This is a genomic window from Bifidobacterium criceti (assembly GCF_002286935.1).
Classification (GTDB): domain Bacteria; phylum Actinomycetota; class Actinomycetes; order Actinomycetales; family Bifidobacteriaceae; genus Bifidobacterium; species Bifidobacterium criceti.
Window position 1 is genome coordinate 58,527 of the sequence record NZ_MVOH01000002.1, and the last position, 13,633, is coordinate 72,159.

Here is a 13,633-nt window from a genome sequence, read left to right on the forward strand (position 1 = left end):
TGTATTCCAAATCCAGTGTAGCTGCGCCCCTGCGCGGCGGGTACGCAGTGCGGTACGCCGAGCGGCGCCTCAGCGTACCGTCGTGCGGATAGGTGGTCGGGGTCAGAGGGTGTCGCCGCGTTCTTGTTCGATATCGGCGTTTTTGTGCGTGAAGACCCACCATCCGAAGAGGGCGAAGGGGATCGCGGCGGCCGTGTACACCCATGTCATCATGACGCCCGCGTGGGAGTCGAGATGGTCGAGGATGACGCCGCCGAGGAGCGAACCGAGCGACGCGCCGATCTGGCCGGCTGTCGTGAGCCATGAGAGTCCTTCCGTGAGCGACTGCTCCGGCACTGTTTCGCGCACGATGAGGTTGCCCGTCGCGAACAGTGGTGAGACGACGAGTCCTGCGAGCAGTTCGACCGCACCGAGCGCGAAATAGTTGTCCATCGTCGCGCGCATGCACGCGAAACCGACGACGAGGATCGAGAGGCACACGATCATGCGCCGCCAATGGGGGCCGCGGTGCTGCCGCGAACCGAAATACAACGCGCCGATGCACGAACCGACGGCGATCATCGCGAGCTGCAGTCCGAGGAAACGGTCGAGGTGGTCATGTTCCATCGCGGCCGTGATCGACACGTCGAACGTCGTGAAACTCATGTTGAAGCAGATGAACGTGAGCATGAGCGGGAGGATGCCCGCATACAGCAGCACATTGCGGGTCGTCGTGCGCGACGACGCGGCGAGCGCGTTGCGTTTGCGCATCGTGTCCTGCAACGCGGCGCCCTCGGCTGCCGCGACGCCCGCATTCGCCGTCGTACCGTCCACATCGAATTCGCCGCGCGCGATACGCAGTTCCATATCGTCGGCGGCGACGGGGTTCGTCTCGACGACGCGCAGCACAGGCGGTTCCGAACGTTTGAGTGAGAAGAAGACGGTGCCGCCGATCGCGCACGCGGCGGTCGGTACGAACAATTGTGAGACCGGATGCACCGATGTCGCGAGCGTCGCCGCGAGGATCGGTCCGAAGATGAATATGATTTCATCGATTGCCGATTCGAGCGCGTACGCGGTGTTGAGGAGGTCCATATTATCGGTGCGTTCGAGGAGATATGTCCACCGTGTGCGCACGAGCGCACCGAACGAGAACTGCGTCGCGCCCATGATGAGCGCGAGTGCGAACAACAGTGGTATCGGCACGCGCGCGAGCGCCGCGAATGCAAACGTGAGCATCGCGACGACCTGCACGGTGAGCGCGACGCGCCCGACCTTGCGCTGGCCGAAGCGGTCGAACAGGCGCGCGTAGAACGGCGTGACGGCGGCGACGGCGAGGATGTACGCGCCGCTCATCGAACCGGCGATCGTCCAATTGTCGTACAGGTGGTTGAGCGCGAGAACGATGCCGAGGCTCATCATGCTCATCGGCAGCCGCGCGAGCGCCGCGGACAGGCAGAACGCCTTCGCCCCAGGCAGTGCGAACATGCGCGCGTATGGCGAACGCTGTCGTGTCGTCGGTGTCGTCGTTGTCTTCCCGCTCATGCTCCGCGCACCTCGTCCTGTGCGGGGTTGAGCGCGCCTGTGAGCGCGGTGTTGTTGAGGTCGGCGCGGTAGATGTATTGGTCGTCGGTGTTGAGTCCTTCGGTGAGGTCGGCGTCTTCGGGGTGGTCGGCGGCGATCCGTTCGGCGACGCGCACGAGCCCCTTGTGGTCGTAGAAGCCGTAGTCGCAGCTCGAATCGGTGTGCAGGAAGAACGCGCGCACTCCCATCGCGCGCAGCGCACCGAGCAGATCCTCCCACAGGGCGCGTCCGACGCCGTGGCCGCGCACGTCGGGGTTGACCATGAACAGTTCGAGTTCGGCCTGGGTGTCCGCGCGCACGTCGCTGTCCTCTTCGAGGATGTCTTCGCGTACGAAGAAACCGTGTTCGAACATGTCGAGCATCTGCGCGCCGCGTGGGTCGGCGTTGATGAGCGCGCGCGTCTCCTCGAGCGCGTCGTGCGCCTGCGGGAAGAGTGTGGGATGTCCTTCAACGCGTACGAGTGTGATGCCGGCGAAGGTGCCGTCACCGAGTTCGGCGATGTTCGCCCATGTGCCCTGTTCAACGTAGTGAAGCGTCAGATAGCGCGCGATGAGCAGCGCGAGCGGTGTGCCCGCGATGCCTTCGCGCTGCGGCCAGACGCGGTCGAAGCACGCGGTGACGTCGTCGAGGTCCTCCCAGCGCATCGCGCGATAGTGCACGCCGTTCGTTGACGTGCCGGTGGTGCGTTGGATGTTCGTTGTGGGTGCGTCGTTCGGGGACATGTGCGAGCTCCTTCATATGTTCGCTGTGCGCATGTGTGCCCGCCCACGCATGCCGAAGCGGCGCCGCGCACACCGCGCAGTGCGTTTCCCTGCGCCGTCCGTGCCGTCCTGATGTGCGCGGGGCCGCCGGCGCATATGCCCGGCGGCCCCGTTGCCGTACGTTCAGCGCATCAGTGTAGTGCGCGGCGTCGATTGGCTCACGGTGTACGCCTGCGGCCTAGTGGCGTTCGACGTTGCCGTCGTCGTCCTCGAATGCGATGCCGTCGCGGATTTCGTTGATGATCGTGGCTTCGTCCTTCGGTTCGGCGTCGATTTGCCGCGCGTCCGCGTCCTGTTCGGAGACGTAGTAGAGCGCGCCGTCGACCGCGTCGAGCGGTATGCCGCGTTCCTTCGCGAGCATGAGCCGGTAGAAGTCGAGCTGTTTGAGTTTCTCCGCGACCTCTTCAGGTGTACGTGGGCGCCGTCCTGTCTTCCAATCGACGACGGTGAACAGTTTCGACGTGTCCTGTGGATCGATGCCGCCGACGAACACGGCGTCGAGTTTGCCTTGCACGAGGTTGTCGACGCCGTCGAGCGCGACGACGATCGATTGTTCGGCGCCGTAGGGCGTGCGCGACGCCCACGGTGAGTCGATGAGCCGCCGCTGCCATAGGGCGAATCGATGGTCCGACGATGCCGTGTCGTCGGCCGTCTCCTCGAGTGCGCGTTCCACGTCCCCGATGAGCCGCGCACGCGAACCGCCGTCATCAATGCCCGCGTTGACGAACGCCTCCGCCCACGCGTGGAACCGTGTGCCTTCCTCGGCGTACGGCGACGACATCGACGGAACCGGCCGCAGGATGCCCGCGATGACGTCGAAACGCTCATACGCGTTGTTGTTGTCTGTGTTGCCGTCTTTGTGCTTGCCACTGTTCTTGCCACTGTGGCCGCCGATCGCATGGCCGCGCTGGAGCGCCGTCGCGTTCATGCGCTGGCTGCGCAACGCACGGCGCGCCTTGTCCTCAAGCAGCTTGAGCAGCTCGTCCTGCGGCATGTCCGGCAGCGCGCCGAAGCTCGCGTCGTCGATGAGCGCGCTTGCGCGGTCGTAGAGCGAACCACGCTCCACGTCGTGCTGTTCCGACGTCGCCGCCGGTTGTGCACCATCCTTGCCCACACGCCGGTCCATCGCGTTGCCGATCTCATCGGCGCCCGCACGCAGCCGTTCGGCGAGGCTTGCGCTCAACGTGAATGGCCACGGCCGCCGCACGGCACCATCCTCCTCATCGATCGGCGTGTTCCACGCGTCGCCGACGACGGCGTCGGCGAACTCCTGCGCGTGTTCGCCGACGAAGTATCCCGTCGGCCTCGCCTCACCGATCTCGTCAAGTGTCCACATCTGCGGGGCAGTCGCCGGAATCTCGTCGGCATCAATCACGAACGCGCATTCGTATGCCTGCTCCTTGAGCCCTTTGAGCGTCTCGTTGAGCGCGTCGAGTTCGTCTTTGCCGACACCTGCCGCTTGGGCGGCCTCAATCCTCATCTCGGCGTCCTCGACGCGTTCGCGCGCCGCACGCGCCATGTTGTAGCGCGCGATGAACGATGGCTCATGCATCGCCGCAAGCCACGCATCATCGAGCGCCGCGGCCTCATGCGCGGTGCGCGCCGTACGATGTGCGGCGTACGCGGCGGCATGCGATGAAACGTCGAACATGAGCGAACTGTGCACTTCCTGCCAGAACGCGGACGCCGTGTACGGCGGCACGATGTTGTCGGCGTGTGTCGTCGTCCAGTCGCCGTAGCCGGCGGCGCATGCGACCGCGTGTTGTGCGACGTCGGCGCGCGCGGCGGCCGCGTCCTCGAGCGTGCGCGCAAGCGACGCGTCCTCACTGTAGGTGAGGAGCGCCTCGTCGCGCGCACGCGTGAGCGCGACATACATGAGCCTGCGTTCGTCCGCGTACAGCCTGCGTCCGAACTCCTCGGTCTGCGGCATCGTCCACAGGTCCGCCTCGCCCCACAGTTCGCGCGCGTGCTGCGGGAACTGCGGATCGTTGACGATCGTGTATTCGCGCAGCGAACCGAAGACGTCGTCGTCGAGCAGTCCGACTTCGTCGTCGTTCGCGAGCGCCGCGATCGGATCGTAGTCGTTCGAACCCGCGACCTTCCGCGCGTTGCCGGGGAAGGCGGGCAGGATCGCCGCGTCGGTGCGCATCGGCACGGGCACGGCGGACGGGTCGGTGATCCATGTGTGTGCGCGCGCCGTGTAGCGCGGCGGTGTCCACGCGCCGATCTGCCCAATCAGCTCTTCGACTTCGGCGTCCTGCTGATCCCCATCTGGTTCGACGCCCGGCAGGTCCTCGACTTCGACGCTGAGGCGCTCGCCTTGGTTCGACGGGAACTTGTTGCGCTGCAGGCCGACGACGGCGACGGCGTCCCATTCGAGGCCCTTCGACTGGTGCACGGTCATCAGGATGACGTCGACGGGTGTGTCCGGCATCGGCGCGGCGCCTTCGTCGATCGAGCGTTGCGCGTCGATCCACGACAGATACCCGCGCAACGTCGGCGTGAGCGACGTCGAGATTTCCTGGACATACGTCTGCACGGTGCGCAACAGTGCGTCGATCGACGCACGCACGGCCGTTGTGCCGCATGCGCCGTCGTTGCCCGTGTCCCGCCCATCGCCGTGCGCATGGCGGCGTTCGGCGTCGGCGACGAGCAGGTCGATGTCGAGGTTGAGCGCCTCGACGGTCGCGCGCATGACGTCCTCGATCGGACCGTACGCGCTCTGCCGCACATGCCGCAGCACGGCGCCCGCATGGTGGAGCGCGCGCTTGCCCGCGTCGGATATCGGCGAATGTTCGATCGTGTGGTCGGCGTCGTCGTCGATGAGCAGATCGGCGGCGAATATGGCGTTTGGCACTTCGCGCGCATGGTCGCGCACGATCCTGCGGCGCGCGGCCGCGTCGTCGGCGGCCGTGTCCTCGATCGCGCCCGCTTCGATGAGCGTACGGTACCGGTAGTCGGTGTTGCGCGCGTCCGCCATCCGCGCGAGCGTACGCAGGTCGGCCGCGCCGAGGCCGAAGCGCGGCGTCGCGAGCAGCCGCATGAGCGATGCGGCGTCGGAACGGTCGGCGACGACGTGCATGAGCGCGAGCACGTCAAGCACTTCGGGTTGTTCGAGGAGCGACGACGTGCCGACTGCGAACGTCGTCAATCCGGCTTCCTCAAGCGCCGCCTGGAAATACGGGATCTGCGCCTTGCCGCGGAACAGGACGGCGACGTGCGGGCGTGCGCCGCCCGTCGGGTCATCGTGTTCGTGTTTCGCGATCGCCTGTTGCGCGAAGCGCACGACGCCGTCGATCTCCTGTCCGCGCGTCGCATAGCCGAGCACGCCGAGCGTGCCTTCGTGTATCGGTGTCGCGCCGTCGTGCGGCACCGAGAGTTTGCACACGTCCACTTCGCGCACGCCGACGCTGCTGCCATCGTCCCCCACCCCGCGCAACGCGGCTGTCAGATTGTTCGCGGCGTCGAGCACGATGACCGAGTTGCGCCGCGTTTCGGACAGCGCAAACGGTTCGTAGTCGTCATCAAGGCCGAACGAACGCTGGAACATGCGGAACGCGCCCGGGCTCGCGCCACGCCACGCGTAGATCGATTGGAACGGGTCGCCGACGGCGTTCACGGCCGACTTGCCGTCCTCGCTTGAGAACAGTTTCGCGAGCAGCATCGCCTGTGTCGTGGACGTGTCCTGGTATTCGTCGAGGAGCACATGCGTGTAGCGGCGGCGGTAGCGTTCGCCGATCGATGGGAACCGTGTGACGAGCTGGTACGCGGCGACGGTGAAATCACTGAATTCGGCCATATGGTTGCGCCGTTTCGCATCCGTATACCACTGCACAAGTGTAAGGAGCAGTTCGCGTTTGCGTGTCGCGTCGCGCATCTGCTTGACATGGAACGATTCGATCGTGTCACGCCAATGGTCGATTTTCGCATTCGTGCGTTCGGCTTGCGCGTACGGTTCGCCGTTCGTTTTCTTCCTGTTGTCGCGTTGGTATTTGCTGTACCGTTTCGACGATGGCGACAGGTCGGGCACAGTGGGCTCCTCGTCGGGCACCGCGTCGAAATCGATGTCCATCGCGTCGATGAGGTCGAGGAACGCCTTGTCCCATGTGCGTATCCTCTCGACTGCCTTCTCCACGCTGTCGCATGTGCCGCCGATCATCGCACTCGAGATGTTCGCGGACAACGCGTAGACGCCATCGACGATCGCGTTGAAGTTCGTGAATTCGATGCCGCTGTCGTGCACGATGTCGATGTGTTCGCCGACCGTCGTCGCGATGAGCTGACGCGCGCCCGCTTCGCTCAGCGGCTGCGTCTGCTGGTCGAAGCCGACGAGGAGGCCGTATTGGCGTACGATCGTCTGGAAGAACGCGTCATAGGTGTACACGTCCGGTTTCATGAACGACGATGTGCGCGAAGGCGCGCGTTTCGTGACCGCCGCGGACACGCGTGTGAGGAGTTCGGACGCGGCCTTCTTCGTGAACGTCAATCCGAGGATGCGTTCGGGTGGCACATTGTTCGGCGGTGCGATGAGCGCGATGATACGCTCCGTCATCGTGAACGTCTTGCCCGATCCGGCGCCCGCGACGACGAGCAGGTCGTCGTCGGCGGACGCGTCGATGATCGCGCGTTGCTGCGCGCTCGGTGTCTTCTTCGTCTCCTGTGGTTCCTCGTCGTGCGCCATCGTCACATTCCCTTCGTTTCGTAGATCGTCTGCAGTTTCTCGGCGCACGCCGGGCATATCGGTTTGTCGCCGCAGTGTTTGAGATGGGCCTGTGTCGGATGCGCGTCGATCGTGTCCGCGAGGCTCGCGGCGGCCGCGTAGAACACGCGCGCGATCATCGTGAGCGACCACACGAGCGTATGTGACGACGCGCCGGCGACGAGCGTCTCCCACACCTGGTCGTCGACGTCAGGCGTCTTGAGGTCGCCGACCGTCTTGATATCAGGGAACAGCACCGAGATCTGCGAAACCGTGTAGGTGCTCATCGGATCGGCGCGTTTGGACGGTGTGCCGGCGTTGATGCCGTCCCCTGCGAAGAGCGGCTCCTGATAATGCATTTCCGCTTTCGATTGCTTCGAGGACGGGTAGGTCACATGCGAGACGTCGAAGAGCGCGGCGCGCGAGACCGGCAGCCGTTCGCCCGCACCGCCGTCCTCGGTGTGCGGGAAGCGCATCGCGAGCTGGTAGCACACGAGCTGCAGGTCGCTGAAGTTCTCGCCCCGTCCGTGCACATGGCCTGTCTTGTAGTCGATGAGGCGCCATGACAGCGCGCCGGCTTCGTCACGGCGCGTCTCGCGGCGGTCGATGCGTCCCGTCAGGCGGATGCGCATATCGTGGTCCCATGCGCATGGCCAGCCGCCGATGAGCGCGCCCATGATGGCGGCGAGCTGCTCGCCGTCGACCTGCAACCGTGTCGCCTTGTTGAACGCCGCCGTGATGTCCGCGAGCGTGAAGCACGCGTCGAACGAGACCTCCGGTTCCGCGTCGACGAGTGTGCCGACCGTCGGGATGCTCGCATGCGTGTATTGGCGTGGGCGTTGCTGTTGTTGCGGTTTGCGCTGCCGTCCCGTCGGCGGCACGGTGATCGTCTCGGTCGAATCGGGGCCCTGCTCGTAGATCGGCATGTTCGAGCGCACGAAATAGTCGGCCACGTTGAGCAACGTCTGTTTCGTCTTTTCGTCACGCAATGTCGCGTTGTAGCGTTCCGCATCGTCGCGCAATGTCTCCGGGTCGATGCGCAGCGTCTCATAGTACGCGATCATCAGCTCGGCGATCCTCGCGGCGCGCAGCCCGGCGACCTCGTCCCATGTCGCGTAGTCGGGCGACGGCGCGCGGAACCGTTCGGCGAGGTCGGCGTCGTCGATCGCGATGCGCTCCTGGTATTCGGGTGTGTCCCAGCCAAGCTCGGTCGCATGTTCGAGCACGGCATGCACGATCGAACCGTAATCGAGTGTGAATGGTTGCACCGTGGGTCCGAAGAACTCCCTCTCCATGCGCGCACACACCGGGCACGCCCACAGCGCGTCGACCGTGGATGGCGACAATGTGACGGTCGGTGGCTGCCCGGTGCCATCGTGCTCATGCGGCTTCGTACCGGTGCCCCCGGCGTTGTCGGCACCATTGGCGTTGTCGGCACGGTGGGCCGGCACGAACGGCCGGTTCGAGATGCGTGGGATCGACGCGCGCAACGCATGGCTCGCGTCCTTGCCGTCTTTGCTGTCTTTGTCTTCCTTGCCTGCATCCGCCTTCAGCGCCGCCGTATCCTGCGCATCCTCTTGCTTGGACGGGGCTTCGTATGCGCCCCACATGTCGAGGAACGGCCAATTGCCGGGACCTGCGTCCGCGTATCCCTTGGTCGCGAGCAATGCGAGCGTCCGGATCGCATCCTCGCCTTCTTTGCTCGCGGGGCCTGATGTGGCGAGGCGTTCGCGCGCGAGCGCGATGATGCCGCGCACATCCGCGTCGAGCACGGTGCCGCCGTCGCCGCCCGTCGGCGTATAGACGCGCCGTTCGGGCTTCGCGTCGCGGTCGCGGTCGTAGCGCTCGGGCATGTAGTTGTAGAGGAACTCGGATGGCACCATGTCGTCGTTGAGCGTCGCGCTCACATGCACATGGGCGTCGGCGCGTGTGAGCGCGACGAGGAAGCCCTTCTGCTCGGTGCCGAGCACTTCCAGCACGGCGGGGTCCTGTTGGCCCATCCGCACTTCGCGCAACGCGTCGAGCGTGCCGTACAGGCGGATGTCGACGAGGTCCTCGCCGCCGAACATCGTGTTGCGTGCCGCGAGGTTCGGCCAGACGCCCTCCTGGACGCCCGGGAGCCACACATGCTTCCAGTGCCTGCCGACCGCGCCCGCGGGCGTCGCCAACGTGACGGCCTCGTCGAGCGGCGCCGTCTTCGCGAGCGAATCCGCCTCGATCTGCAATTGGCGCACCTGTCCGATGAACGCCGGAATCGACATATGCGTGCCGTTGCGGTTGACATAGTCGAACAGGCGCATCGCTACGTCGAGGCGGTCGTTCGCGGCGCGCCCCGTCGGTGTGTTGAACAACGCGAGGCGCTGCCAATGGGATGCGACACCGCACACCGTCCACGCCGCCTCAAGCGCGAACCTCGGCTGCGCCGCATCCTGTTTCGTCAATGTGCGCAGCCGTTCGGCGAGCGTCGCGACATACCGCCATAGGCGCACGAAACGGCGAATCGGCGCGTTGCGACCGACCGCGCGTCCGTGCGCCCCGTCGCCCTCGTCGAATCCGGATATGCGTTCGAGGATGCCGATGACGTCGGGCGAGCCGTCCTCGGCGAGCATGAGATACATCGCGTCGACACCGAAACCGATATCATCACCCGCGTCGTCGTCGAGGACGTGCACATGGTCGGCGTCGGCGTGCGCGGCGGCGACGGCGTCGCGCAGCGCCGCCCATTGCGCGCGCAACGCGCCCAACGCGCGCGACGACGCGCCATCCGCACCGTCCACATCATTGCGGTCGTGCACATCGACGATATCGTCCGTATGACCGTCACCGGGCACGACGCGCGCCTCGTCGGCCTCCTCACGTGCGCGCACATCTCGAATCAGGTCGGCGCGGTCCTGCACGTCGGCGATCGACTGCAGCGAGCGCATCGCGATGTCGATCGCATGCATGTCGACGGGACGTGTCGCGTTGTAGACCTTCGCCTCACCACGGCGCGCCCTCGGCGCGACGTCGAGGAGCGGACTCGCGACGACCGCGCGCACACGCGAACGCACGAACGCGGCGAGCTTCGTGAGCGGCAACGCGCGCTGCGCGAGACCATCGTTGCGCAATTGCGCGAGTTCGATGAGCGAGAACAGGCCCTCGACGAACGGTTCCTCGGCGAGTGGACGTGTGACCGACGAGAACCGTACTGGGACGCCGTCCCTGCGCAGACGTTCGCCATATGCGCGGATTGCGTCGTTGTCGTGCATAATGACGGCGATGTCGTTCCACGACACGGCATCGCCCTCCCCCGTGTTGGTCGACGTGTCCGAGGAATCCATATCCCTCGAATCCTCCCTCGCATCGAGGTACGTGCGCTTGATATGCCACACGACGTCGTCCATCTCCTCTTCGGGCGTGCGGTAGAGCGCGGATGTGACCGACGTGTCCCCACTGGGGGCCTCAACGGGCGCGACCGGATACGCGCCCGGAAGCGCCGGCATCTTGCCCAGGCGTTGCGCGACAGGAGGGAGCCCCTCCTCGCCCGTCGCGACCGAAAGGCTCACGCGCGCCTGCACGACGTGCAGATAGTCGTCGCCGCCCACGTAGCCGAGCGTGACATGCGCCGGATCGAGTTGTTCGTCGATCTGACGGAACAGGTATTCGGGGTACGACCCGCGGAACGACTGGACCGATTCGTCCGGATTGCCGACAAGCACGAGACGCACACCGCGCGCGTGCAACGCCGAAAGGAACGCGAAACCGGCGAGCGTCAGATCCTGCACGTCGTCGACGATGACGATGCGCGGCAGCTCATGCTCCTCGACGCCACGCGCGGCGACCGTGCCCGCGACCTGCAGATAGCTCGCGTCAAGGCGGTATTCGTCCGGATAGGCGTCGCGTACCGCCTCGATGTATTCGGCGCGCAACGCGTACGCGAGGCGCCATTGGATGCGCAGGCGCTCGCCCGTCATGCCGCAGTTCTCGACGGCGGCGAGCGTCGCGTCCTCGGTGCTCGCCCCGGCACCGACCTCGTCCATGCGTGCGAGCATGTCACGCAACTGTGCGACGAACGCGGCGTTCACACCTTCCTCGAGGATCGCCTCGGTCGTCGCCGCCGACGTCTCGTCACCGACGTCTCCGTCGGCGACGAACGCCATCCACCGTTCGTTCTGGAAATAGTCACGCAGCAGGCGGCACGTGCCGCACGTGTCGCCCGAGCGCACATGGTCGAGATGCGCGGCGAGCACACGGCGCAGCAACGCGTCCTGCTCGGCGCCATTGAGCAGGCGCGGTGACGGGCGTCCGTCATGCGCGCGCTGCGCGGCGACGAGGCGGAACGCGAGCGCGTTGAGCGTCGTCGCGGGGCGTGCCTGTGTGCTCACGCCGATGTGGCGGATGAGTTCGGGCGTGTACTCGTCGGCGAGACGGCGGTTCGACACGGCGAGCACGGCGCGCTGCGCGCCGAACACGTCGAGCGCTTCCTTCGCAGCGGCGAGCGCGAACGTCGTCTTGCCGCTGCGCGGCGGTCCGGTGACGAGCACGGCGCGACGCGCAGGCGCGGCGCCAGTGTCGGTGTCGGCACCGTCGGCGTCGGCATCTGCATCGACAAACAATGCGCGTATCGCATCCGCATCGAGCGCGGCGCGCACATGCGCGTCGACGGTCGTGTCGGTGTCCGGCTGTGCATCCGGATCGCAGGTGAACTGGGACGACTGCGTCTCCATATGGCCCCTCCTGGGTGCGGCGCACGCCCCCGCGCGCCGCGATCGATGTTCGGCATCCGCGCTCCAGCATACCGCATGCCATTTCCGCACTGCGGCATGTTGCACCCTTCCCACCGTACCGTGGTGTGGCCAATTCCGCATTCCGGTACGCTGAGCAGCCCGTGAGCGTACCGTTCTGCGAACATGGCGGGCAGTGGCACTCATGCGCGGTTGCATGCAAACGTGTGCAAACGGTGGGCTTCCGTATGAGGAACGGCACCTTCCATATCGTGAAAACAACCGTGGCATTTGACCACCGTTTCGGCAACAATGGGGATATCAGAGGAAACAATGCTTTGCGCACGTGCGCACCGACGCGACCAGGGGACGGCGACGCGTTCGTGCACGGACACGTCGCGCAGGACGAAGGACGGGAACAAGCCACATGCCCAATGTGACCGCGCATACGGCCGGACGCAAACCCACCGCCACCCCCACGCCCCCACGGCTCAAGGGATATCGCTATGTGGGCGTCATCGGCAAGGGGTCCACGGCCTACGTGTACCGCTACCGGCAGGAGGCGACCGAACGCGACGTCGCGATCAAGGTGAGCAACACGCACCTCGACCCGAAGTCCGGCGCGCGATTCAGCACCGAGGCGACGGTCATGGCGTCGTTCCCGCATCCGAACATCCTGACCGTCTACGGCGCGGGCATCACGGGCGATGGCCGCAGCTACATCATCTTCGAATACGCGCCCGGCGGCTCCGTCAAGGACATCATCGCGAAGCAGGGCGCCTACCCGGTCGACAAGACGCTCGACTACGGCGTGCAGCTCGCGAGCGCGCTCTACCTCGCGCACCGCAACCGCATCGTGCACCGCGACATCAAGACGAGCAACATCCTCATCACCGCGCAGGGCCTGCCGGCGATCGCCGACTTCGGCATCGCGACGAGCCTGTACGATCACCGCAGCACCGGCTATTCGCCGCCGTGGGCGCCGCCGGAGGTGCTCGCGTCGAACGGTTCGGGCGACGACCGCAGCGACATCTATTCGCTCGCGGCGACGCTCTACGCGATGCTCGCCGGCAAATCGCCGTTCGAATACGCGTATGCGCCGCGTTCCCTCGACGAGCTCGTCGAGTGCATCATGCACAAGCCGGTCCTGCCGATCAACCGCCCCGACGTGCCGAACGCCGTGCAGCAGGTGCTCATGAAGGCGCTCAGCGCGGACCCCGCGGACCGTTATTTCACGGCGGTCGAATTCGCGCGCGCGTTGCAGGATGCGCAGATCCAGCTCTACGGCCATGCGACGCCCGTGACCGTGCAGGGCATCGAACCATACCCGGCGCGTGTGGCAATCGCGCCGGCGGCCGTGCAAGGCAATCTGCCGACCGCGCAGGCACCGGCCCCGAAGCACCGCAAGCCGCTCATCATCACGGCGGTCGTCGCCGCTGTGCTCGCCGTCGTCGGCATCGTGTTCGCGGCCGTCATCATGCCGAACATCGACCGGTCGCAGCACACAACCGCGGCCGTCGTCAACCCAGGCATGAACGGCGCGACATCGGACGGTGAGGATTCGGATGTCACGGATGGCGGTGGCACCGCCGTGCCGTCCCCCGTCGAACTGTCAGGAGCATACGCGGGCGACGGCGTGAAGTTCACCTGGAGCAACCCCGACCCGCAGGATGGCGACAAATACGCATGGTCCGTCATCAACAACGGCGACTCGGCGAGCACGGGCGCGCAGCTGACCGACGACACGTCGGTGAGCGTGCCGGCGTCCGATGGCGCACAGACGTGTATCCAGGTGAGCATCGTCAGACAGGACCGACGCATGTCGTCGACGCCGGCGACCGTCTGCGCGGTGAAATAGGACAGCATGCAGCCCATGCGGTGAAATAACGGTGAACAAGACGGGAAAC

The 13,633-nt window shown here is 66.0% G+C and carries 5 protein-coding genes; 1 reads left to right on the forward strand and 4 read right to left on the reverse strand.

Annotated features, from left to right (window positions below):
* Window positions 1-102 precede the first annotated feature (102 nt).
* The 4 genes from B1526_RS00585 to B1526_RS00600 form a co-directional block, all read right to left on the reverse strand.
* A complete protein-coding gene (locus B1526_RS00585) occupies window positions 103-1,524 on the reverse strand; it encodes an MFS transporter (RefSeq protein WP_235606954.1) in 1,422 nt (473 codons plus the stop codon).
* Window positions 1,521-2,285 (reverse strand): GNAT family N-acetyltransferase, encoded by a 765-nt coding sequence (locus B1526_RS00590; protein WP_095614200.1) that lies wholly within the window; start codon window positions 2,283-2,285, stop codon window positions 1,521-1,523. Before B1526_RS00590 ends, B1526_RS00585 begins: the two co-directional genes overlap by 4 nt.
* A 217-nt stretch (window positions 2,286-2,502) precedes the next feature.
* Window positions 2,503-7,005: an ATP-dependent DNA helicase gene (locus B1526_RS00595; protein WP_162287910.1), complete on the reverse strand. Its 4,503-nt coding sequence runs from the start codon at window positions 7,003-7,005 to the stop codon at window positions 2,503-2,505.
* Window positions 7,006-7,007: 2 nt separating this feature from the next.
* Window positions 7,008-11,729 (reverse strand): PD-(D/E)XK nuclease family protein, encoded by a 4,722-nt coding sequence (locus B1526_RS00600; RefSeq protein WP_162287911.1) that lies wholly within the window; start codon window positions 11,727-11,729, stop codon window positions 7,008-7,010.
* A gap of 424 nt (window positions 11,730-12,153) precedes the next feature.
* On the opposite strand from B1526_RS00600, the gene B1526_RS00605 reads away from it, so the two are divergent.
* Window positions 12,154-13,584, forward strand: coding sequence for a serine/threonine-protein kinase (locus tag B1526_RS00605; RefSeq protein ID WP_095614203.1), 1,431 nt, complete (start codon window positions 12,154-12,156; stop codon window positions 13,582-13,584).
* Window positions 13,585-13,633: the final 49 nt, after the last annotated feature.